Raw genomic sequence first — 21,995 nt, 5'->3', positions numbered from 1 at the left:
CCCTGGGGAGCGCGTTTGCCTGCGAAGAGGCCGATGCCGACAACGGAATCCCAGCGCCCACACCGCTGGCCCTCCCCCCTCTCAATGGCCTAGACTGCGTTATTGCGTCAGCTTCCCAAGGCCCTTGCATGTCCGACCCCCGCTACCAGATCGACGTCAGCGTCGTGACCCGCTACCTCAAAGAACAATCCGACCCCGAAAGCAGCCGTTTCGCCTTCGCCTACACCATCACCGTGCACAACAACGGCACGGTCAAAGCCAAGCTGATGTCCCGTCACTGGCTGATCACCAATGGCGATGGCGAAGTCGAGGAAGTGCGCGGCGCCGGCGTGATCGGCCAGCAGCCGCTGATCGAGCCCGGCCAGAGCCATACCTACAGCAGTGGCGCGGTGATCAGTACTCGCGTGGGCACCATGCAGGGTAGTTATCAGATGTTCGCCGAAGATGGTAAGCGCTTCGACGCCGAAATCGCCCCCTTCCGCCTCGCCGTGCCTGGGGCGCTGCACTGATGGCCACCTACGCCGTCGGCGACCTCCAGGGCTGCCTGCAACCCCTCAAGTGCCTGCTCGAGCGCGTACGGTTCGACCCGGCCGTCGACCGTCTGTGGCTGGTGGGCGACCTGGTCAACCGCGGCCCCGAGTCGCTGGAAACCCTGCGCTACCTGTACTCGATCCGCAACGCGCTGGTCTGCGTGCTGGGCAATCACGACCTGCACCTGCTGGCCGCCTGGCATAACGTCGAACGCCTGAAAAAAAGCGACACCCTGCGCGAAATCATCGAGGCCCCGGACGCCGACCAGCTGTTCGACTGGCTGCGCCGGCAGAAGCTGCTGCACTACGATGAGCCCCGGGGCATCGCCATGGTCCACGCTGGCATCCCGCCGCAATGGACCTTGGGCCGCGCCCTGGAACTGGCGGCGGAGGTCGAAGAGGTCCTGCGTGACGACAACCGTCTGCAGCTGTACCTGGACGGCATGTACGGCAACGAGCCGAACAGGTGGAGCAAGAACCTGACCGGCATCGAACGCCTGCGGGTGATCACCAACTACTTCACCCGCATGCGCTTCTGCACCGCCGCCGGCAAGCTCGACCTCAAGAGCAAGGAAGGCGTGGACAGCGCCCCGAAAGGCTACAAGCCCTGGTTCGACCACCCCGACCGCCGTTCGCGCCATGTGAAGATCATCTTCGGCCACTGGGCCGCCCTTGAAGGCCGCGTCGACGTCCCTGGCGTGATCGCCCTGGACACCGGCTGCGTGTGGGGTGGCGCCATGACCCTGTACAACGTCGACAGCGGCGAATACCACCGCTGTGACTGCACCCGCGAGGGCACCCCTCGCCCGCCGGCGCAACCGGCGACATCCAACGATCAGCCCTGAAGGAACCGCACCCATGAGCGAATTCAAGCGCATCTCCCCCGAGCAGGCCCTCGCCCTGCGCGCAGAAGGCGCGGTCGTGGTCGACATTCGCGACCCGCAAGCCTATGCCGCTGGGCACATCACCGGTGCCACTCATCTGGATAATCACTCGGTGGCCGACTTCATCCGCAACGCCGACCTGGACGCGCCTACACTGGTGGTCTGCTACCACGGAAATTCCAGCCAGAGCGCCGCCGCCTACCTGGTCGGCCAAGGCTTCTCCAACGTCTACAGCATCGATGGTGGCTTTGAGCTGTGGCGCGCCACCTACCCGGCAGAGACAGCCCAGGGTAGCGTCGAATAATTTTTCATTTTTGCTGCAGCCCGCGCTCGGCGTGGGCTCGCGCCTGACCTGACGAACGGTATCAGGCGTCTTCTTGGCTCCCCGCCCTTGACCTTGCGTATAACCAACTATCCTTAAGCCCAGGCCATCCAAAAAAGGGGAGAGCCGGTACACCGGCGTGCGGGTCATCGGTAGCGTTCCAAGGTGTTCTGGGGGGTATACAGCAATCGGCGAGCCCGGTTGCATGCCAGCATCAGCTGACTGATCCGGCGTCGTCTCCACGTATCGAGCGAGGTGACGTCATGAGCATTTTTAGCCACTTCCAACAACGTTTCGAGTCAACCCGCCAGGAAGAACTTTCGCTGCAGGAGTACCTCGAGCTGTGCAAAGAGGATCGCAGTGCCTACGCATCGGCGGCTGAACGGCTGTTGCTGGCCATCGGTGAGCCGGAGCTGATCGACACCTCAACCAACTCCAGACTGTCGCGAATCTTCTCCAACAAGGTGATTCGCCGGTATCCGGCCTTTGCCGACTTCCACGGCATGGAAGAGTGCATCGACCAGATCGTTTCGTACTTCCGCCACGCCGCCCAAGGCCTGGAAGAGAAGAAACAGATCCTCTACCTGCTGGGGCCGGTGGGCGGCGGTAAATCGTCGCTGGCCGAGAAACTCAAGCAGCTGATGGAGAAAGTGCCGTTCTACGCCATCAAGGGCTCTCCGGTGTTCGAGTCGCCCCTCGGGCTGTTCAACGCCGCCGAGGATGGCGCCATTCTCGAAGAGGAATACGGCATCTCGCGGCGCTACCTGAACACCATCATGTCGCCCTGGGCCACCAAGCGCCTGCAAGAGTTCGGCGGCGACATCAGCAAGTTCAAGGTGGTCAAGCTCTACCCCTCCATCCTCAATCAGATCGCCATCGCCAAGACCGAACCCGGCGACGAGAACAACCAGGACATCTCCGCCCTGGTCGGCAAGGTGGATATCCGCAAGCTCGAGGAATTCCCGCAGAACGACGCCGACGCCTACAGCTACTCGGGCGCACTGTGCCGGGCCAACCAGGGCCTCATGGAATTCGTCGAGATGTTCAAGGCGCCCATCAAGGTCCTGCATCCGCTGCTGACGGCTACCCAGGAAGGCAACTACAACAGCACCGAAGGCCTCGGCGCGATCCCCTATTCCGGGATCCTGCTGGCCCACTCCAACGAATCGGAGTGGCACACCTTCCGCAACAACAAGAACAACGAGGCGTTCATCGACCGGATCTACATCGTCAAGGTGCCGTACTGCCTGCGCGTCAGCGACGAGATCAAGATCTACGACAAGCTGCTGGTCAACAGCTCGCTGGCCAAGGCCCATTGCGCCCCTGACACCTTGAAGATGCTCGCCCAGTTCACCGTGCTTTCGCGCCTGAAGGAGCCGGAGAACTCCAACATCTACTCGAAGATGCGCGTGTATGACGGCGAGAACCTCAAGGACACCGACCCGAAAGCCAAGTCGATCCAGGAGTACCGCGACTCCGCGGGCGTGGACGAAGGCATGAACGGCCTGTCGACCCGCTTCGCCTTCAAGATCCTCTCCAAGGTGTTCAACTTCGACCCGCACGAAGTGGCGGCCAACCCGGTGCATCTGCTCTACGTGCTGGAACAGCAGATCGAACAGGAGCAGTTCCCCGCCGAAGTGCGCGAGCGCTACCTGCGCTACCTGAAAGAGTACCTGGCGCCACGCTACATCGAGTTCATCGGCAAGGAGATCCAGACCGCCTACCTGGAGTCCTACAGCGAGTACGGCCAGAACATCTTCGACCGCTACGTGCTGTACGCCGACTTCTGGATCCAGGACCAGGAATACCGCGACCCGGAAACCGGCGAGATCCTCAACCGCATCGCCCTCAACGAGGAGCTGGAGAAGATCGAAAAACCGGCCGGCATCAGCAATCCGAAGGACTTCCGCAACGAAATCGTCAACTTCGTGCTGCGCGCCAGGGCCAACAACAATGGCAAGAACCCCAGCTGGCTCAGCTACGAGAAGCTGCGGGTGGTCATCGAGAAGAAGATGTTCTCCAACACCGAGGACCTGCTGCCGGTCATCAGCTTCAACGCCAAGGCCAGCAAGGAAGACCAACAGAAGCACAACGACTTCGTCACCCGGATGGTGGAGCGTGGCTACACCGACAAACAGGTACGCCTGCTGTCGGAATGGTACCTGCGGGTCAGGAAGTCGCAGTAAAGGCGGCACGTCACGGAACGTTCGCGGTGTGCTTCGGCGCACCGCGCGCCCGTGGCGGCGGCGACTGCTTTTACTTGCAGCTCGTAGCTTGAAGCTTGCAGCTGTACCCAGCTACCGGAGGGCCCATGAGCTACGTTATCGACCGACGCCTGAACGGCAAGAACAAGAGCACGGTCAACCGCCAGCGCTTCCTGCGGCGGTACCGTGAGCACATCAAGAAAGCCGTCGAAGAGGCCGTGAGCCGTCGCTCCATCATGGACATGGAGCATGGCGAACAGATCAGCATCCCGGGACGTGACATCGACGAACCGGTGCTGCACCACGGTCGCGGCGGCAAGCAGACCATCGTCCACCCCGGCAACAAGGAGTTCACCGCGGGCGAGCACATCGCCCGGCCACAAGGTGGCGGCGGTGGCGGCGGCCGTGGCAAGGCCGGCAACTCCGGCGAAGGCATGGACGATTTCGTCTTCCAGATCACCCAGGAAGAGTTCCTCGAGTTCATGTTCGAAGACCTCGAGCTGCCCAATCTGGTCAAACGCCACCTGACCGGCACCGACACCTTCAAGACCGTGCGCGCCGGCATCGCCAACGAAGGCAACCCCTCTCGCATCAATATCGTGCGGACCCTGCGCTCGGCCCACGCCCGGCGCATCGCCCTGACCGGCAGCAGCCGCGCCCTGCTGCGCGAAGCGCAGAAGGAACTGGCCCGACTGAAGGTCGAGGAGCCAGACAACTTCACCGACATCCAGGAGACCGAAGCCGAGATCGAGCGACTCAAGGCGCGCATCAATCGCCTGCCGTTCCTCGACACCTTCGACCTCAAGTACAACCTGCTGATCAAGCAGCCCAACCCCAGTTCCAAGGCGGTGATGTTCTGCCTGATGGACGTCTCCGGCTCCATGACCCAGGCCACCAAGGACATCGCCAAGCGCTTCTTCATCCTCCTGTACCTGTTCCTCAAGCGGAACTACGACCGCATCGAGGTGGTATTCATTCGCCACCACACCAGCGCCCGCGAAGTGGACGAGGAAGAGTTCTTCTATTCCCGCGAGACCGGCGGCACCATCGTCTCCAGCGCTCTCAAGCTGATGCAGGAGATCATGGCCGAACGCTACCCGGCCAGCGACTGGAACATCTACGCCGCCCAGGCCTCGGACGGTGACAACTGGAACGACGATTCGCCGATCTGCCGCGACATCCTCGCCAACCAGATCATGCCGCACGTGCAGTACTACACTTACGTCGAGATCACCCCACGCGAACACCAGGCGCTGTGGTACGAATACGAGCGCATCGGCGAAGCCTTCCCCGACACCTTCGCCCAGCAGCAGTTGGTATCGGCCGGCGATATCTACCCGGTCTTCCGTGAACTCTTCCAGCGCAGGTTAGCCACATGAGCGCCAGAGAACAGAGACGCCAACCCATTTCCACCGGTTCCGAGTGGACGTTCGAGCTGATCCAGACGTACGACCGCGAGATCAGTCGCCTGGCCGCCCGCTACGCCCTGGACACCTACCCCAACCAGATCGAGGTCATCACCGCCGAGCAGATGATGGACGCCTACGCATCGGTGGGCATGCCGCTGGGCTATCACCACTGGTCCTACGGCAAGCAGTTCCTCAGCACGGAGAAATCCTACAGCCGCGGCCAGATGGGCCTGGCCTACGAAATCGTGATCAACTCCGATCCGTGCATCGCCTACCTGATGGAAGAAAACACCATGTGCATGCAGGCACTGGTGATTGCCCACGCCTGCTACGGCCACAACAGTTTCTTCAAGGGCAACTACCTGTTCCGCACCTGGACCGACGCCAGCTCGATCATCGATTACCTGGTATTCGCCAAGCAGTACATCGCCCAGTGCGAGGAGCGCCATGGCATCGATGCGGTGGAAGACCTGATCGACTCCTGCCATGCCTTGATGAACTATGGCGTGGACCGCTACAAGCGGCCGTACCCCATCTCCGCCGAAGAAGAGCGCCGCCGCCAGAAGGAGCGCGAGGAACACCTGCAGAAGCAGATCAACGACCTGTGGCGCACCATTCCCAAGGGCGCCGAAAAAGGTGGCGAGAAAGACGACGCGCGCTTCCCCGCCGAACCACAGGAAAACATCCTCTACTTCATCGAGAAACACGCCCCGCTGCTTGAACCCTGGCAGCGCGAAGTGGTGCGTATCGTGCGCAAGATCGCGCAGTACTTCTACCCACAGCGCCAGACCCAGGTGATGAACGAAGGCTGGGCGACCTTCTGGCACTACACCCTGATGAACGACCTGTACGACGAGGGGCTCATCACCGAAGGCTTCATGATGGAGTTCCTGCAGTCGCACACCAGCGTGGTGTTCCAGCCAGGCTTCGACAGCCCCTATTACAGTGGCATCAACCCCTACGCCCTGGGCTTTGCCATGTACACCGACATCCGCCGTATGTGCGAGCACCCGACGGAAGAGGATCGCCGCTGGTTCCCGGACATCGCCGGCAGCGACTGGCTGTCGACGATCAAGTTCGCCATGAGCAGCTTCAAGGATGAGAGCTTCATCCTCCAGTACCTCTCACCCAAGGTGATGCGCGACCTCAAGCTGTTCAGCATTCTCGACGACGATCAGCGCGATGACCTGCTGGTTCCGGCGATCCATGACGAAGACGGCTATCGCACCATCCGCGAGCAACTGGCCGCCCAGTACAATCTGGGCAATCGCGAGCCCAACGTACAGATCTGGAGCATCGACCGCCGCGGTGACCGCTCCCTGACCCTGCGTCACCAGCAACACAACCGGAAACCGCTGGGCGACTCCACCGAGGAAGTCCTCAAGCACCTGCATCGCCTGTGGGGCTTCGACATCCACCTGGAGACCGTTCAGGGCGACCAGATCATGAAAACCCACCATATGCCGCCACGCGGCGAGCACAGTGACGCCGGCGACTACGGGCGCATGGATCTCGCGGTGGTTCATCACCTCTAGCCGTGCGCCACCTCCATTGCCGTCGACAAGGTATCCTGTCGCCAGCAATGGAGGTTTCACATGCAGATCTACAAAGTTGGCGGCGCCGTGCGCGACCGCCTGCTCGGCCTGCCGGTCAGCGACATCGACAGACTGGTGGTCGGCGCCACGGTCGAACAGATGCAGGCGCTGGGATATCGTCCGGTCGGCGCCGATTTCCCGGTATTCATCCACCCCAGGACCGGCGAGGAGTACGCCCTGGCCCGCACCGAGCGCAAGAGCGGTCGCGGCTACGGTGGATTCACCTTTCACGCCAGTCCCGAGGTCACCCTCGAGGAAGACCTGATTCGTCGCGACCTGACCATCAACGCGATGGCCGAGGACGACCACGGCAACCTGTACGATCCCTACCACGGCAAGGCAGATCTCGAACGGCGCATTTTGCGTCACGTTTCGCCGGCATTCGCCGAAGATCCATTACGTATCCTGCGCGTCGCCCGCTTCGCCGCCCGCTTTGCCCCACTGGGTTTTCGCGTGGCCGATGAAACCCTGGAGCTGATGCGCCATATCAGTGCCTCAGGCGAATTGCAGGCATTGACGGCCGAGCGTAGCTGGAAGGAGATCGAACGGGCGCTGATGGAAGAGCAGCCCCAGGTGTTCATCGAGGTGTTGCGCGCCTGCGGCGCCCTGAAGGAACTGATGCCCGAGATCGACGCCTTGTTCGGCGTGCCGCAGCCTGCAGCGCACCACCCCGAGATCGACAGCGGCGTACATACCTTGTCGGTGTTGCAGCAGGCCGCCTTGCATCAGCAACCGCTGGCTGTGCGCTGGGCCTGCCTGCTGCACGACCTGGGCAAGGGCACCACGCCGGAGGACGAGTGGCCACGGCATATCGCTCACGAGGTGCGCGGCCTCAAGTTGATCAAGGCGGTCAACCAGCGCTTCAAGGCTCCCCGTGAGTGCCAGGAGCTGGCGATGCTGGTCGGCGAGTTCCACACCCACTGCCACCGCGCCCTCGAGCTGCGGCCTTCGACCCTGCTCGAGCTGCTGCAGAAGTTCGATGTATACCGTCGCCCGCAACGTTTCGAGGACTTCATCGCCGCCTGCGAGATGGACGCCCGGGGCAGGCTGGGGCTGGAGAACCGAGATTATCCACAAGCCGCGTACCTGCGTGGCGCGGCAGCGGCAGCCAGAGAGGTGGATGTGAAGCCGCTGGTCGAGCGAGGGCTGTCCGGGCAAGCACTGGGAGAAGCGCTGAAAGAAGAACGGCTCCAGGCGCTCAAAGCTTACAAGGGCCGTTGATCGAGCGGACAAGTCCGCTCCTGCGTGGGAGCGGGCTTGCCCCGCGATGGAAGTGCGCGACTCAAGGTTGCGTGAGCTGCAACCCCCGCCATTCGAACGGCACCGGTGCCAGCACCTGGTCGATGTTCGCCTCGCGCCACAGCTGCGCCATGCTTTTTCCAACACCCGGGTGCATCAGCTCCGGCGCCAGCAGTGACAGCGGCCACAGCACGAAGGCATTCTTCAGGATTTCCGCCCGTGGCAGCACCAGCCCGTTGAACGTGCCGTGCAAGCCGTCATACATCAGCACGTCGATATCCAGCGGCAAGCCCTTGCGATCAGGGGCATAGCGACCATTGTCGGCCTCGATGAACTTGAGCCGGCGATCGAGCTCCAGCAACGGCAGCCCGGTCTGCCCACGCACCACCAGGTTGTAGAAAGGCCCGCTCTTGATGCCGACCGCCTGGCTTTCGAACACCGTCGAGCATTGCATTCCCGTCAACAGCCCCGCGAGCGCGTCGAGGCCGGCGCACAGGTGCCGCTCACGCTCGACATTGCTGCCCAGCCCCAGGTAAACCGTGCTCAGAGACATCCGCGCTCGATCTCCACGCCAACACCACCGCGGGCCGCCGGCACCGCGCCCGGCTTGGTCAGTTTCAAGCGCACCCAGGGAATGTTGAACTCCGTCATCAACACCGCCACCAGGCGCTCGGCGAAAGTCTCGACCAGTTCGAAGCGGGCCTGCTCGGCGAAGGCCTGGACCCGCGCCGATACACTGGCGTAGTCCAGTGCCAGCGACAGGTCGTCACCGGCGGCGGCCGGGCGGTTGTCCCAGGCGAAACTCAGATCCAGGCGCAGACACTGGCGAATATCCCGCTCCCAGTCATAGGCACCGATGACGGTATCGACTTCCAGGCCTTCGATGAACACTCTGTCCAAGCACTTCTCTCCACAGCACGACAAGGGCGACGGGCGCCGTTAGAATCAGGGCGTCCTCGCCCGGAATAGTTAGCATGTTTTGGTCACTGGCGCTGCTTGCCTACCTGCTCGGCTCCCTGTCCTTCGCTATCGTCCTGAGCCGCCTCAGCGGCAGCCCCGACCCGCGCTCCAGCGGCTCGGGCAATGCCGGCGCGACCAACATGCTGCGCCTGGCCGGGCGCAAGCTGGCGATCCTGACGCTGCTCGGCGACCTGTGCAAGGGCATGTTGCCCGTGCTGCTGGCTCGCCTGGCCGGACTGGACCAGCAGGAACAGGCCTGGATCGGCATCTGCGCGGTACTGGGCCACCTATTTCCGGTGTACTTCCGCTTTCAGGGCGGCAAAGGCGTGGCCACCGCCGCCGGCATGCTCATGGCGCTGTACTTTCCGGCGGCCCTGCTGGCCATCGGCGCCTGGCTGCTGACCTTCTATCTCACCCGCACCAGCTCGCTGGCAGCGTTGATCGCCACACCGCTGACGTTGCCGCTGCTGGCGTGGCGCGAACCTGAAGCGCTGCTGCCGATGACCGTACTGACGGTATTGATCGTCTGGCGCCACCGCAGCAATCTACGCGACCTGTTCGCCGGGCGCGAACGCCATTTCTGATGCAGCGGCAGGCGCCCGGCTCAATTCATACCGCGGGCAACTGCTCCATCGGCCAGCGCGCCTGCACGCTGATCGCCAAGTCCTGGCGCTGCCCGGCCAACAGGCGCTGGCAACCGGCATAGGCGATCATCGCGCCATTGTCGGTGCAGAACCGAGGGCGTGCGTAATAGACGTTGCCCTTGATGCCTGCCAGCATCTCTTCCAGCGAAACGCGAAGGGCCTTGTTGGCACTCACCCCGCCAGCGATGACCAGCCGCTTGAGACCGGTCTGCTTGAGGGCTCGCTTGCACTTGATGGTCAGAGTCTCCACCACGGCCTGCTGGAAGGCCAGCGACACGTCGCAACGGGTTTGCTCGTTGTCGTCCCCGGCATCGCGGCATTGCTGCCAGGTATTCAAGGCGAAGGTCTTGAGACCGCTGAAGCTGAATTGCAGCCCCGGGCGGTCGGTCATCGGTCGTGGGAACACGAAGCGTCCCGGCGTACCCTGCTCGGCCAGGCGGGCGATCTCGGGGCCACCCGGGTAGTTGAGGCCGATCAGCTTGGCGGTCTTGTCAAAAGCCTCGCCGGCGGCGTCGTCCAGGCTCTCGCCCAGCAGCTCGTATCGGCCGATGCCGTCGACCCGTACCAGCTGGGTATGACCGCCAGACACCAACAAAGCGACGAACGGAAACTCCGGCGGCTGCTCCTCGAGCATCGGCGCCAGCAGGTGGCCTTCCATGTGGTGCACGCCGATCGCCGGGATATCCCAGGCGAAAGCCAGGGCCTGGGCGCAGGAGGCGCCGACCAGCAGCGCGCCGACCAGGCCAGGGCCAGCGGTATAGGCGATGGCATCGATCTCGGTGGCCACGCAGCCGGCTTCCTGCAGCACCTGGCGGATCAGCGGCAGCATGCGCTTGACGTGGTCGCGCGAGGCGAGCTCGGGCACCACGCCGCCGTAGACGCGGTGCAGGTCGATCTGGCTGAACAGTGCGTCGGCCAGCAGGCCGCGTTCACTGTCGTATAATGCGACGCCAGTTTCGTCGCAGGATGTTTCCAATCCCAGTACTAGCATGGGTCCGTGCCTTGTCGAGGCTGAATTCGAAGGCGCGCATGATAGTCCCCGTGCCGTGTGCCGACCAGCGGTTTTCGATCAGAGGCTTTGCATTCCGGCCAGCTAAGGGTTAACATCCGCAACCCTTGAAAACCGACGTTCTCCAGCACACCTTATGTTTTGCCAGGAGCACGTCTACCCCGGTAATGAATTAAGGTAGCCCTGGATGCCAGCCGTCAAAGTTAAAGAGAACGAACCCTTCGACGTAGCTCTGCGTCGTTTCAAGCGCTCCTGCGAAAAAGCCGGTGTACTGGCTGAAGTTCGTAGCCGCGAGTTTTACGAGAAGCCGACCGCCGAGCGTAAGCGCAAAGCCGCTGCCGCTGTAAAGCGTCACGCCAAGAAGGTCCAGCGCGAACAGCGCCGCGCCGTTCGTCTGTACTAAGTACAGCCGTTCTACGCAAAGCTTCTGCCATGCCCGGCCTCGTGTCGGGCTGATGGCAGTGGTCGCTTCAAGCCCTTGGCCATGCGCCTGGGGTGCCCCGGCAAAAGCCATGGGCAACCTGCCTCAACGCGTCAGAACTGGTCCTTGACCAGGCGTGCACGTCCTTTCTGACGAGCCCTTCCACGGGCTGGTGACGAGCACACACCTCTTCCTGCGATACCCCACGCCAAACTCGCGCACAAGCGTTTAGACTTGCCAGTTGCCAGATGACGAGACTGCCATGGCCGGGCTGATTCCCCAGAGCTTCATCGATGACCTTCTCAACCGCACCGACATCGTCGATGTGGTGAGTTCGCGCGTCCAGCTGAAGAAGACCGGCAAGAACCTGTCTGCCTGCTGCCCGTTCCACAAGGAAAAGAGCCCCTCCTTCACCGTCAGCCCTGACAAGCAGTTCTACTACTGCTTCGGCTGCGGCGCCGGTGGCAACGCCCTCGGCTTCGTCATGGACCACGACAACCTGGACTTCCCCCAGGCGGTCGAGGAGCTGGCCCGCGCAGCCGGCATGGAAGTCCCCCGGGAAGAAGGACGACGCGGACAGAAACCGCGCCAGCCGACCGACTCGCCGCTGTACCCGCTGCTCGAAGCCGCCGCCGAATTCTATCGCCAGGCCTTGCGTGGCCATGCCACCCGCAAGGCGGCGGTGGACTACCTCAAGGGGCGTGGGCTGTCCGGTGAGGTCGCCCGCGATTTCGGCCTGGGCTTCGCCCCGCCGGGCTGGGACAACCTGCTCAAGCACCTGGGTGCCGACTCACTGCAGCAAAAGGTGATGATCGACGCCGGATTGCTGATCGAGAACGCTGAAAGCGGCAAGCGCTACGACCGCTTCCGCGACCGGGTGATGTTCCCCATCCGCGACAGCCGCGGCCGGGTCATCGCCTTCGGCGGACGGGTACTGGGCGACGACAAGCCCAAGTACCTCAACTCCCCGGAAACCCCGGTGTTCCACAAAGGCCAGGAGCTGTATGGCCTGTACGAGGCACGCAAGCACAACCGCAACCTCGACGAGATCATCGTGGTCGAGGGCTACATGGACGTCATCGCCCTGGCCCAGCAAGGCCTGCGCAACGCCGTGGCGACCCTCGGCACGTCCACCAGCGAGGAACACCTCAAGCGCCTGTTCCGCGTGGTGCCCAGCGTTCTGTTCTGCTTCGACGGCGACCAGGCCGGCCGCAAGGCCGCCTGGCGAGCCCTGGAGTCGACGCTGTCGAGCCTGCAGGACGGCCGTCGCGCACGCTTCCTGTTCCTGCCCGAAGGCGAGGATCCGGACAGCCTGGTACGCGCCGAAGGCACCGATGCCTTCCAGGCCCGCATCAATCAGCACGCCCAACCGCTGGCCGACTACTTCTTCGAACAGCTGAGCAACGAGGCCGACCCACGCTCACTGGAAGGCAAGGCGCACATGGTCACCCTGGCCGCGCCGCTGATCGAGAAGGTCCCGGGCGCCAACTTGCGCCAACTGATGCGCAACCGCCTGAAAGACATCACCGGCCTCGACCCGCAGCAGATGGAGCAACTGGCGCAGAGCGCACCCGCGCCCAGCGTGCCGGATTACGACCCAGGCTACGACTACGACGCGATGGCCAGCTACGCGCCGGACCATGGTGACCTGCAGTACCAGCCCGACTACATGCCGCAGCAGCAGGAGCAACGCCCCTGGACGCCGAACAAGGGCGCAGGCAAGAAGCAGTGGGACGGCAAGCCCTGGGACAAGAAAGGCGGCAAGCCCTGGCAGCGTGATGGCCAGCGCGGCGAGGCCCCGCCGCGGGTGCCGGCGCCGGTCGAGCCACCGACGCTCTCGGCCCTGCGCACCCTGCTGCACCACCCGCTGCTGGCCGGCAAAGTCGAGGACGCCAGCCACTTCGCCGACGAGGAGCAACTGTACAGCCAGCTGCTGGTGGCCCTGATCGAGGCCGCACAGAAGAATCCTAAGCTAAGCTCTATGCAGCTGATCGCACGCTGGCACGGCACAGAGCAGGGCCGCCTGCTGCGGGCCCTGGCCGAAAAGGAATGGTTGATCGATGCCGACAACCTTGAACAACAGTTTTTCGACACTATAACTAGCTTGTCCGCTCGCCAGCGCGAGCGCAGCCTGGAACATCTGCTCAGGAAAGCACGTCAAAGCGAGTTGAATGCAGAGGAAAAATCTCAGCTGCTCGCCCTGCTAAGCCGGAATGTTCCCGCACAAACCCCGACCTCATCTGGCGCGTGAGGTCCATGCTCGGGTATAATCCTCGGCTTGTTTTTTGCCCGCCAAGACCTTCAGTGGATAGGGTGTTATGTCCGGAAAAGCGCAACAGCAATCTCGTATCAAAGAGTTGATCACCCGCGGTCGTGAGCAGGGCTACCTGACTTACGCGGAGGTCAACGACCACCTGCCAGAGGATATTTCAGATCCGGAGCAGGTGGAAGACATCATCCGCATGATCAACGACATGGGGATCAACGTATTCGAGAGTGCTCCGGATGCGGATGCCCTGTTGTTGGCGGAAGCCGACACCGACGAAGCCGCAGCCGAAGAGGCCGCCGCAGCGTTGGCGGCAGTAGAGACCGATATCGGCCGCACGACCGACCCGGTGCGCATGTACATGCGTGAAATGGGTACCGTCGAGCTGCTGACCCGCGAAGGCGAGATCGAAATCGCCAAGCGCATCGAGGAAGGCATCCGTGAAGTCATGGGCGCCATCGCTCACTTCCCGGGTACCGTCGACTACATCCTCAGCGAATACGATCGCGTCACCACCGAAGGTGGCCGTCTGTCCGATGTTCTCAGCGGTTACATCGACCCTGACGACAACATCGCCGCACCGACCGAAGAAGTACCGATTCCTGGTGCCAAGGCCGCTGCCGCGAAGGAAGAAGAAGACGAAGACGACGAAAACGCCGAAAGCAGCGACGACGAGGAAGAGGCCGAAAGCGGCCCGGATCCGGTGGTTGCCGCACAGCGTTTCGGTGCCGTCAACGATCAGTTGGTCATCACCCTCAAGGTGCTGAAGAAGCACGGCCGCGCTCACGCCGAAAGCATTGGCGCCATGCAGGCCCTGGCCGATCTGTTCATGCCGATCAAGCTGGTGCCCAAGCAGTTCGACGCCCTTGTGGAGCGTGTACGTGGCGCCCTTGACCGCCTGCGCCAACAGGAACGCGCCATCATGCAGCTGTGCGTGCGTGATGCCCGCATGCCGCGCGCCGACTTCCTGCGCCTGTTCCCGAGCAACGAGACCGACCAGACCTGGTCCGGCGACCTGGCCAAGCGCAACACCAAGTGGGCCGCGGCCCTGGGTGAGAAGGACGCCGCGATCGTCGCCTGCCAGCAAAAGCTGATCGACCTCGAGACCGAGACCGGCCTGACCGTCGCCGAGATCAAGGAAATCAACCGTCGCATGTCCATCGGCGAGGCCAAGGCCCGCCGCGCCAAGAAGGAAATGGTCGAGGCGAACCTGCGTCTGGTGATCTCCATCGCCAAGAAGTACACCAACCGTGGCCTGCAGTTCCTCGACCTGATCCAGGAAGGCAACATCGGCCTGATGAAGGCAGTGGACAAGTTCGAATACCGTCGCGGCTACAAGTTCTCGACCTACGCCACCTGGTGGATTCGCCAGGCGATCACCCGCTCGATCGCCGACCAGGCGCGCACCATCCGTATTCCGGTGCACATGATCGAGACGATCAACAAGCTCAACCGTATTTCCCGCCAGATGCTGCAGGAAATGGGTCGCGAACCGACCCCGGAAGAGCTCGGCGAGCGCATGGAGATGCCTGAGGACAAGATCCGCAAGGTATTGAAGATCGCCAAGGAGCCGATCTCCATGGAGACGCCGATCGGTGACGATGAAGACTCCCACCTGGGCGACTTCATCGAGGACTCCACCATGCAGTCCCCGATCGACGTGGCCACGGTCGAAAGCCTCAAGGAAGCGACCCGTGACGTGCTCTCGGGCCTGACCGCACGCGAAGCCAAGGTGCTGCGCATGCGTTTCGGCATCGACATGAACACCGACCACACCCTCGAAGAAGTCGGCAAGCAGTTCGACGTGACCCGCGAGCGGATCCGTCAGATCGAAGCCAAGGCGCTGCGCAAGCTGCGCCACCCGACGCGAAGCGAGCACCTGCGCTCCTTCCTCGACGAGTAAAGAATCAACCCCGGCCCAGGCCGGGGTTTTTCTTATGTGACAAAAGGTCGTGGGCGGCGCCCTACCACGGGCAGGATGCCCGTCTACACTCGAATCAGTCCCCCTGATCGAGAGGCCGCTATGCCCCTGATGCCGGCCCTCCTGTTGCTGCTCCTGTTCACCTGGAACACAACGGCCGGCGCCCTGACCCTGACCGACGAGGAACATGCCTGGCTCAGCGCCCACCCACAGCTGCACCTGGGCGTCGACGCTTCATGGCCGCCGTTCGAGTTCCGCGACCAGGAGGGTCGCTACCAGGGATTGGCCGCCGATTACATCGCCCTGATCCAGGACAGGCTGGGTGTCACGCTCAAGCCGGTCGAGCCCAGCACCTGGACCGAAGTGCTCGAGCAAGCCCGCAACAGTCGCATCGACCTGCTGCCGGGCATCATGTCCACCCCCGAGCGCCAGAACTACCTCGCCTTCACCCGCCCCTACCTGGACTTCCCGATCGTCATACTGGCCCACTCCGGTGGCGCGCAACCGCGCAACCTCAAGGACCTCTACGGCCTGAAAGTCGCCGTGGTGGAAAACTATGCCCCCCACGAACTGCTGCGCACCCATCACCCGGACCTCAACCTGGTGGCCCTGCCCAACGTCAGCTCCGCGTTGCAGGCCCTGGCGACCGATGAGGTGGATGCGGTGGTGGGCGACCTTGCCTCGAGCATCTGGAGCCTGCGCCAGCTCAAGCTCGATGGCCTGTACGTCAGCGGCGAGACGCCCTACCGCTACCAGCTGGCCATGGCCGTGCCACGCAGCCAGAAGATGCTCGTCGGCATCCTCGACAAGGCCATGGCCGACATGAGTAGTAGCGAAATCAGTCACATCCAGCAGCGCTGGGTCGGTAATGTCGTCGATCAGCGGACCTTCTGGCACGATGTGCTGCTGTACGGCCTGCCTGCGGTCCTGGTGCTGATGGCCATCCTCGCGGTCGTGATCCGCATCAACCGCCGCCTGAGTTCGGAGATCTCGCGCCGCATCGCCCTGGAGCAGGAGCTGCGCAGCAGCGAGTACCACTACCGAGGCCTGGTCGAAAGCCTTTCGGCAGTCGCCTGGGAGGCCGACGCCAACGACTTCACCTTCAGCTATGTCTCCCCCCACGCCGAGGATCTGCTCGGCTACCCCATGGGCGAATGGCTCAAACCGGGTTTCTGGCGCAGCATCTTGCACCCGGAGGACGCCCTGTGGGCGCAGGCCTACTGCGACAGCGAAACGGCGGCAGGGCGTGATCACAGCCTCGACTACCGCGTGATCCACGCCGATGGTCACACCCTGTGGGTGCGCAACATCGTCAGCATGATCGAGCACGGCCACAAGCCGCTGATGCGCGGGCTGATGATCGACATCAGCGAAACCAAGCACACCGAAGATGCCTTGCGCCTGTCGGAGCAGAAATTCGCCTCGGTGTTCCAGCAGTGCCCGGACATCCTGATCATCGCCAGGCACAGTGACGGCTGCCTGCTGGAGGTCAACGAAGCCTTCGAAGAGCTGATCGGCCTGAGCCCTGCGCAAGTGATCGGCCGCACCGCCACCGAGCTGGGCCTGTGGGGCGTAGCCGGCACGGGTCCAGCGTTGCTCGAACGCCTTCATCGCGGCGGGGTGCGCAATCTGGAGATGACCTTCCGTCGCAACAATGGGCAGTTGTTCACCGGCCTGACCTCGGCCGAGACCTTCGACCTGGACAGCACGCCAGCGCTGGTGGTGGCCATCCGCGACATCAGCCAGCTCAAGGAGACCCAGCAGCAGCTGCAGACTTCCGAGGAGAAGTTCGCCAAAGCTTTCCATGCCTCGCCCGACGGTCTTTTGCTGTCGCGCCAGAGTGATGGGTTGCTGCTGGAGGTCAACGAAGGTTTCTGCCGACTGACCGGCTACGACATCAACCCGAACGCCGAGCAGACCTCGCTGGACTTGGGCATCTGGGTCGACCTCAACGAACGCCAGCGCATGGTCGAGCAGCTCCAGCGCGATGGGTTCGTCCGCGATTTCACCAGCCATATCCGCCGCAGCGACGGGCAGATCCGCCTGTGCGAGCTGTCCGCGCGGCCACTGCCGATCGGCGGCATCGATTGCATGCTGACCATCGCCCGGGACATCACCGAACGCCACCTGATGCAGGAGAAACTGCAACTGGCCGCCACGGTCTTCGAGAACACCGCCGAGGGCGTACTGATCACCGATACCGACCAGCGCATCAGCGCGGTCAACCGCGCATTCAGCGAGATTACCGGCTACAGCGAGATCGAAGCCCTCGGGCAGACCCCGCGCCTGCTCGCCTCCGGCCAGCACGACAGCGCCTTCTACATCGCCATGTGGCATCAGCTGACCGCCGAGGGGCACTGGCAGGGCGAGATCTACAACAAGCGCAAGAATGGCGAGATCTACCCAGGCTGGCTGACCATCAGCGCCGTGCGCAACCACGAACGCGAGATTACTCACTTCGTCGCCGTGTTCGCCGACATCTCCAGCCTCAAGCACGTCCAGGCCAAGCTCGACTACCAGGCCCATCACGACCCGCTGACCGGCCTGCCCAATCGCGCGTTGTTCGAGAGCCGCCTGCAGTCCACGCTGAACTGCGCCCAGATATCCAATCGCCAGGGCGCGGTACTGTTTCTTGACCTCGACCGCTTCAAGCACATCAACGACAGCCTCGGCCACCCGGTCGGCGACTTGCTGCTCAAAGGTATTGCCCAACGCCTCAAGGAACAGGTACGTGACGTGGATACCGTCGCGCGCCTGGGCGGCGACGAGTTCATCATTCTCCTGCCCGGCCTGCACAAACCCAGCGACGCCAGTGCCATCGCCAACAAGCTGCTGGCCGGGTTCCACGCCCCGTTCCAGGCCGGTGAGCACGAGTTTTTCACCAGTGCCAGCATCGGCATCAGCCTGTTCCCCCAGGACGGCACCGACGTCGCCACGCTGATCCGCAACGCCGATGCCGCCATGTACCGCTCCAAGGCCAAGGGCCGCAACCGCGTCGAGGCCTACACCCGCGACCTCACGGCCCAGGCCAGCGAGCGCATCGCCCTTGAGCACGAACTGCGCCGCGCCATCGAACGCAACGAACTGAGCCTGTGCTACCAACCCAAGTTCAGCCTCAAGACCCAGAGCCTGGTAGGCGCCGAAGCCCTGGTGCGCTGGACCCATCCGACCTTCGGCGAAGTCCCGCCCGAGCAATTCATTCACATCGCCGAGGAGAACGGCACCATCCTCCAGCTCGGCGATTGGGTGCTGGAGCAGGCCTGCCGGCAGATGCACAGCTGGAAGAAGGCCTACCAGGCCTTCGGCCCGCTCTCGATCAACCTGGCCGGCGCCCAGCTGCGCCAGCCCAACCTGGCCAGGCGCATCGAACAGTTGCTGCGCACCTACCAGCTCAAGGCCGGCGACCTGCAGCTGGAGATCACCGAGAACTTCATCATGAGCCAGGCCGAGGAGGCCCTGAGCGTGCTGCACCAGCTCAAGCAACTGGGCGTGCAGCTGGCCATCGACGACTTCGGCACGGGGTATTCCTCGCTCAGCTACCTCAAGCGCCTGCCGCTGGACATCCTCAAGATCGACCAGTCGTTCATCCGCGGCCTGCCCGACGACCCGCATGACGCGGCGATTGCCCGCGCCATCATCGCCCTGGGGCGCAGCATGCAGTTGACGATCATTGCCGAGGGCGTGGAAAACCAGGCGCAGCAATGCTTCCTCGCCGCCGAGGGCTGCGAACAGATCCAGGGCTACATCGTCAGCCTGCCCCTGCCAGCCGAGGAGTTCGCCGCAACGTTTCTTCGCATAGCACAAACGGATCTTTCGGATGGCACGGTATCGAAACCCTCGTTATAATCCGGCGCTCCTGCTGAGGGCCTATAGCTCAGTCGGTTAGAGCAGAGGACTCATAATCCTTTGGTCCACGGTTCGAGTCCGTGTGGGCCCACCAGATATCAAAAGCCGCGCTATTGCGCGGCTTTTTCGTTTCTTGCGCCCAAAAGATGGCCATTGCGCATCACACACCTGGCCCTGTTGGGTTATGGTTGTTGGCCACGCATGCCACATACAGGGAGTCGTCATGCTGAATGCCATCATGGCCGGCAAGAAACGCGGCACCGGCCTGCAAGGCGAAGCCTTCAGCCCCGAAGAGGCCGAAGGCGCCGAAGATGTGATCACCGCCACTGTTTTCGAACGCCTGGCCTACCTGCCGGATGAGCAGTTCTGCGCCGTGATGCATGACCTGCTCGGCGAGAGTTTCGGGCCGCTGCAAGAGATCCAGTACTGGCCATCCTGGAAGTCCAGGGACAACACCAAGGTCGAACCTGACCTGGTGCTGCATGACGGGCGCCGCACCGTGGTGGTCGAAGCCAAGCGCCTTGACCATCGAGACCAGCAAAGCCCTGCCCAACTCGCCAAAGAACTGCTGGCAGGCTGGCACGGCAACCAGCTCGAGGGCGGCTGCATCCTGCTCGCTCTTGGCGGACTTGGCGACCCGATCAACAGGGCCCGCCTGCGGCTGGAAGAGGCCTTGCAGCAAACACTGGCTGACCACCAAGCTTCCCCGTACCGACTGGTCTGTCAGAGCTGGCAGGGCCTCTTTCAGATCCTGCAGCAGCATATCCGCCCCGACGGCCCCACCAGTTGTCAGCGCCTGTTCGACGATATCGCCTCCTGCTACGCCTGGCACGACCTGCGCACTCATGATCGACGCTGGCTGAAAGACTTGCGCGATCGGCAGATCGCAAGCCACCCCGATGCCTTTGCACCATGGAGAATGAAATGACAGGGAATCTGGAACACGCGTTGCTGGACGTCCGCCGCGCCTATCGGCTGCTAGCCGACTACCAACAGAGTCTCTTCGAATTGCTGGGGTATATCCGTGAACGCCTGGGCGCCGTGAACTACTACCACGAATATGTCTACTCGCAGCCCAAAGGGTTGTCCGGGCTGGACAAGCGCAATGACAGCGGCCTGCGCTACTTGCCGTTCTACGACCTGGCCGCCATCTGGCTCAGGTTCCCGGGCGAACAGTCGGAGCACTGGGACAATCACCTGGCCGGAGATCTGATGTTCGGCGCCTGGGTGCGCAGCGATACCGGCTTCAACAAGCGTGACGGCAGCTTCCGCTCCGAGGCCGTCGAAGACACCCGCAGCGAGCTGGTGCTTTCGGTCGTGGTCTGTGAAGAGGATGGCACGGGCATCAACTGGTACCACAACGTCTGGGTGGCGATCAAATATCCCGGCGACGGACAGGTCAACGCTACCGACAAGCCAGGCTATCGGTGCTTCGCCAAGGCCATCCCTCTCGCAGAGCTGGCGGACAAGGCATCGATCGATGCGGCCTTGCGCACGTGGTGCGCAGACGCCACGGCAAAGCTCGGCACTTCGATTGACTTCCACCCACAGCACCTTTGAGTACATTCGATCGCCATGGACAAGCAAAAAGTCATAGAGCAATTCCAAACGGCACACGACGCTTACTTCAAGCTGCTGCTGGAAACCTATCCGACCAAGCATCCCATCACCGACCATTCGAAACTTGGCGATCCCCGGTCATGCGCCTTGGCGGTACAGGTGCAGAGCTGCCTGATCGCGCTTGGCCCCACGGCCCAGCAGCGCATGCTGCGCCTGGGGTTCGACCTGCTCTACCCGTTCAACAACATCGTCGATCAGTACAACTGGCGTGCCAGCATCATCGAGCAGAACACCAACTTCACCACCTTTGCCTCGATCGCCATTCGCATCGACGCGGAACTTCGACTGATCAAGAACGTTCTCACGCTCAGCGACTACGGCAACTACGAAGGCATAGCGAGCGACTTGTTCGCGCAATCCAAGACACGCTATACCTCGAGCGCTGAAACGCCGGAGCAAGAAAAAAATGAGGTCCTTCCGCCTGATGGCGATCCCAGGCGGATCAAGCAAGAGGTGGACAACGAGGCCGTGGAGAACATCCCGAAGCTCGAGCGCAATACCAACATTGCCTCCAACATCGCCAACGTTCTCTCCGCCTGCAAGACACTGCTTGGCCTCTGAGTGCAGCGAGCGGTGTTCTCATTCGAGCTTGCCCACCAGCCAGAACGGGCAAAGTGCCTTTAGCACACCCGTTCTATTTCGCCATCAACCCCACGTTCCTAGAATCTCTCCATCGCTTCGGCACCGGGTCGGAGCCCAGTGATCGAGGGAACGTCACATGAACATCCAAGGAACGCTTGGGGCCCTGCTGGTCGTGCCGATGCTGGCGACGCTCGCCGGTTGCGTGGCACCGGGTTCACAAGGCCAGGGACTGCAGGGCAGCCAGATGGCCAGCGGCAACGCCCCTTGCACGCCCAGCACCACCGACAACCTGATCTCCACCGGTCGCAGCCTGCTCAGCATCGCCAACTCCGTGCTCGAAACCAAGAACAGCTTCAATGGCGACACGGCCACTTATGACCAGCGCATGCAACTGGCCGAGAACGCCCAGAAGGTCAACAAGGGCAACCAGATGCTCGACAACGTCGAGAGCATGACCGCCGGCCTGAAGTCGCCTTGCGCCACCGCGACGCAAACCAGCGCAGCACGTTGATCGCATCGGCTACCGGCTGAACTGAACGAGGC

At 62.8% G+C, this 21,995-nt stretch carries 19 protein-coding genes and 1 tRNA gene; 17 read left to right on the top strand and 3 right to left on the bottom strand.

All coding sequences use genetic code 11. From position 1 onward, the window contains the following. The first annotated feature begins 128 nt into the window (after positions 1 to 128). The 7 genes from apaG to N7422_RS06450 all read left to right on the top strand — a co-directional run bounded on the left by apaG (position 129) and on the right by N7422_RS06450 (position 8,165). On the top strand, positions 129 to 509 hold the full coding sequence (gene apaG, locus N7422_RS06480) for a Co2+/Mg2+ efflux protein ApaG (protein WP_279805724.1): 381 nt from the start codon (positions 129 to 131) through the stop codon (positions 507 to 509). Continuing rightward, on the top strand, positions 509 to 1,375 hold the full coding sequence (locus N7422_RS06475) for a symmetrical bis(5'-nucleosyl)-tetraphosphatase (protein ID WP_279805723.1): 867 nt from the start codon (positions 509 to 511) through the stop codon (positions 1,373 to 1,375). Before apaG ends, N7422_RS06475 begins: the two co-directional genes overlap by 1 nt. Positions 1,376 to 1,388: 13 nt before the next feature. Then, entirely contained in the window at positions 1,389 to 1,718 is a 330-nt protein-coding gene (glpE, locus tag N7422_RS06470; RefSeq protein WP_279805722.1) for a thiosulfate sulfurtransferase GlpE, read from the top strand. Between the two features lie 281 nt (positions 1,719 to 1,999). Next, positions 2,000 to 3,922 carry a PrkA family serine protein kinase gene (locus tag N7422_RS06465; RefSeq protein WP_279805721.1) on the top strand — a complete coding sequence of 641 codons (1,923 nt, stop codon included), beginning with the start codon at positions 2,000 to 2,002 and terminating at the stop codon, positions 3,920 to 3,922. A 125-nt stretch (positions 3,923 to 4,047) separates the two neighbouring features. After that, positions 4,048 to 5,319 (top strand): YeaH/YhbH family protein, encoded by a 1,272-nt coding sequence (locus N7422_RS06460; RefSeq protein ID WP_279805720.1) that lies wholly within the window; start codon positions 4,048 to 4,050, stop codon positions 5,317 to 5,319. Beyond that, positions 5,316 to 6,884, top strand: a complete 1,569-nt coding sequence (locus N7422_RS06455; protein ID WP_279805719.1) for a SpoVR family protein — start codon at positions 5,316 to 5,318, stop codon at positions 6,882 to 6,884. Before N7422_RS06460 ends, N7422_RS06455 begins: the two co-directional genes overlap by 4 nt. A 60-nt stretch (positions 6,885 to 6,944) precedes the next feature. Further along, positions 6,945 to 8,165 carry a multifunctional CCA addition/repair protein gene (locus N7422_RS06450; RefSeq protein WP_279805718.1) on the top strand — a complete coding sequence of 407 codons (1,221 nt, stop codon included), beginning with the start codon at positions 6,945 to 6,947 and terminating at the stop codon, positions 8,163 to 8,165. 61 nt (positions 8,166 to 8,226) lie between these two features. Here N7422_RS06450 and folK read toward each other — a convergent pair whose 3' ends face one another. Both folK and folB read right to left on the bottom strand, forming a co-directional pair. Further along, a complete protein-coding gene (folK, locus tag N7422_RS06445) occupies positions 8,227 to 8,736 on the bottom strand; it encodes a 2-amino-4-hydroxy-6-hydroxymethyldihydropteridine diphosphokinase (RefSeq protein WP_279805717.1) in 510 nt (169 codons plus the stop codon). After that, a complete protein-coding gene (folB, locus tag N7422_RS06440) occupies positions 8,727 to 9,083 on the bottom strand; it encodes a dihydroneopterin aldolase (protein WP_279805716.1) in 357 nt (118 codons plus the stop codon). Before folB ends, folK begins: the two co-directional genes overlap by 10 nt. Positions 9,084 to 9,157: 74 nt before the next feature. On the opposite strand from folB, the gene plsY reads away from it, so the two are divergent. Continuing rightward, entirely contained in the window at positions 9,158 to 9,727 is a 570-nt protein-coding gene (gene plsY / locus N7422_RS06435; RefSeq protein WP_279805715.1) for a glycerol-3-phosphate 1-O-acyltransferase PlsY, read from the top strand. A 25-nt stretch (positions 9,728 to 9,752) separates the two neighbouring features. On the opposite strand, the gene tsaD is transcribed toward plsY, so the two are convergent. Beyond that, positions 9,753 to 10,778 carry a tRNA (adenosine(37)-N6)-threonylcarbamoyltransferase complex transferase subunit TsaD gene (gene tsaD, locus N7422_RS06430; protein ID WP_279805714.1) on the bottom strand — a complete coding sequence of 342 codons (1,026 nt, stop codon included), beginning with the start codon at positions 10,776 to 10,778 and terminating at the stop codon, positions 9,753 to 9,755. A 205-nt stretch (positions 10,779 to 10,983) separates the two neighbouring features. On the opposite strand from tsaD, the gene rpsU reads away from it, so the two are divergent. The 9 genes from rpsU to N7422_RS06385 all read left to right on the top strand — a co-directional run bounded on the left by rpsU (position 10,984) and on the right by N7422_RS06385 (position 21,963). Beyond that, positions 10,984 to 11,199 (top strand): 30S ribosomal protein S21, encoded by a 216-nt coding sequence (gene rpsU / locus N7422_RS06425; RefSeq protein WP_003255575.1) that lies wholly within the window; start codon positions 10,984 to 10,986, stop codon positions 11,197 to 11,199. Between the two features lie 280 nt (positions 11,200 to 11,479). Next, on the top strand, positions 11,480 to 13,468 hold the full coding sequence (gene dnaG / locus N7422_RS06420) for a DNA primase (protein WP_279805713.1): 1,989 nt from the start codon (positions 11,480 to 11,482) through the stop codon (positions 13,466 to 13,468). A gap of 67 nt (positions 13,469 to 13,535) precedes the next feature. Further along, a complete protein-coding gene (rpoD, locus tag N7422_RS06415) occupies positions 13,536 to 15,386 on the top strand; it encodes an RNA polymerase sigma factor RpoD (RefSeq protein WP_279805712.1) in 1,851 nt (616 codons plus the stop codon). Positions 15,387 to 15,506: 120 nt separating this feature from the next. Further along, a complete protein-coding gene (locus tag N7422_RS06410; RefSeq protein WP_279805711.1) occupies positions 15,507 to 19,250 on the top strand; it encodes an EAL domain-containing protein in 3,744 nt (1,247 codons plus the stop codon). Positions 19,251 to 19,267: 17 nt separating this feature from the next. Next, positions 19,268 to 19,344, top strand: a tRNA-Ile gene (locus N7422_RS06405). 129 nt (positions 19,345 to 19,473) lie between these two features. Continuing rightward, positions 19,474 to 20,178, top strand: coding sequence for an F-box domain-containing protein (locus N7422_RS06400; protein ID WP_279805710.1), 705 nt, complete (start codon positions 19,474 to 19,476; stop codon positions 20,176 to 20,178). Further along, positions 20,175 to 20,810 (top strand): hypothetical protein, encoded by a 636-nt coding sequence (locus tag N7422_RS06395; protein WP_279805709.1) that lies wholly within the window; start codon positions 20,175 to 20,177, stop codon positions 20,808 to 20,810. The genes N7422_RS06400 and N7422_RS06395 overlap by 4 nt, the downstream gene beginning before the upstream one ends. A gap of 15 nt (positions 20,811 to 20,825) precedes the next feature. Next, positions 20,826 to 21,431, top strand: coding sequence for a hypothetical protein (locus N7422_RS06390; protein ID WP_279805708.1), 606 nt, complete (start codon positions 20,826 to 20,828; stop codon positions 21,429 to 21,431). 157 nt (positions 21,432 to 21,588) lie between these two features. Beyond that, entirely contained in the window at positions 21,589 to 21,963 is a 375-nt protein-coding gene (locus tag N7422_RS06385; RefSeq protein WP_279805707.1) for a hypothetical protein, read from the top strand. The last annotated feature ends 32 nt before the right edge of the window (positions 21,964 to 21,995 follow it).

The sequence above is a fragment of the Pseudomonas sp. GD04091 genome, from assembly GCF_029836165.1.
In the GTDB taxonomy this organism is placed as follows: domain Bacteria; phylum Pseudomonadota; class Gammaproteobacteria; order Pseudomonadales; family Pseudomonadaceae; genus Aquipseudomonas.
Note: the sequence above shows the minus strand (reverse complement) of the source record. Positions and strands in the feature narration are given on the sequence as shown.

Excerpts from the sequence above, each read along its gene's own strand:
- apaG (WP_279805724.1), top strand. The coding sequence starts at position 129 with ATGTCCGACCCCCGCTACCAGATCGACGTCAGCGTCGTGACCCGCTAC.
- N7422_RS06475 (WP_279805723.1), top strand. The coding sequence starts at position 509 with ATGGCCACCTACGCCGTCGGCGACCTCCAGGGCTGCCTGCAACCCCTC.
- glpE (WP_279805722.1), top strand. The coding sequence starts at position 1,389 with ATGAGCGAATTCAAGCGCATCTCCCCCGAGCAGGCCCTCGCCCTGCGC.
- N7422_RS06465 (WP_279805721.1), top strand. The coding sequence starts at position 2,000 with ATGAGCATTTTTAGCCACTTCCAACAACGTTTCGAGTCAACCCGCCAG.
- N7422_RS06460 (WP_279805720.1), top strand. The coding sequence starts at position 4,048 with ATGAGCTACGTTATCGACCGACGCCTGAACGGCAAGAACAAGAGCACG.
- N7422_RS06455 (WP_279805719.1), top strand. The coding sequence starts at position 5,316 with ATGAGCGCCAGAGAACAGAGACGCCAACCCATTTCCACCGGTTCCGAG.
- N7422_RS06450 (WP_279805718.1), top strand. The coding sequence starts at position 6,945 with ATGCAGATCTACAAAGTTGGCGGCGCCGTGCGCGACCGCCTGCTCGGC.
- folK (WP_279805717.1), bottom strand. The coding sequence starts at position 8,736 with ATGTCTCTGAGCACGGTTTACCTGGGGCTGGGCAGCAATGTCGAGCGT.
- plsY (WP_279805715.1), top strand. The coding sequence starts at position 9,158 with ATGTTTTGGTCACTGGCGCTGCTTGCCTACCTGCTCGGCTCCCTGTCC.
- tsaD (WP_279805714.1), bottom strand. The coding sequence starts at position 10,778 with ATGCTAGTACTGGGATTGGAAACATCCTGCGACGAAACTGGCGTCGCA.
- rpsU (WP_003255575.1), top strand. The coding sequence starts at position 10,984 with ATGCCAGCCGTCAAAGTTAAAGAGAACGAACCCTTCGACGTAGCTCTG.
- dnaG (WP_279805713.1), top strand. The coding sequence starts at position 11,480 with ATGGCCGGGCTGATTCCCCAGAGCTTCATCGATGACCTTCTCAACCGC.
- rpoD (WP_279805712.1), top strand. The coding sequence starts at position 13,536 with ATGTCCGGAAAAGCGCAACAGCAATCTCGTATCAAAGAGTTGATCACC.
- N7422_RS06410 (WP_279805711.1), top strand. The coding sequence starts at position 15,507 with ATGCCCCTGATGCCGGCCCTCCTGTTGCTGCTCCTGTTCACCTGGAAC.
- N7422_RS06400 (WP_279805710.1), top strand. The coding sequence starts at position 19,474 with ATGCTGAATGCCATCATGGCCGGCAAGAAACGCGGCACCGGCCTGCAA.
- N7422_RS06395 (WP_279805709.1), top strand. The coding sequence starts at position 20,175 with ATGACAGGGAATCTGGAACACGCGTTGCTGGACGTCCGCCGCGCCTAT.
- N7422_RS06390 (WP_279805708.1), top strand. The coding sequence starts at position 20,826 with ATGGACAAGCAAAAAGTCATAGAGCAATTCCAAACGGCACACGACGCT.
- N7422_RS06385 (WP_279805707.1), top strand. The coding sequence starts at position 21,589 with ATGAACATCCAAGGAACGCTTGGGGCCCTGCTGGTCGTGCCGATGCTG.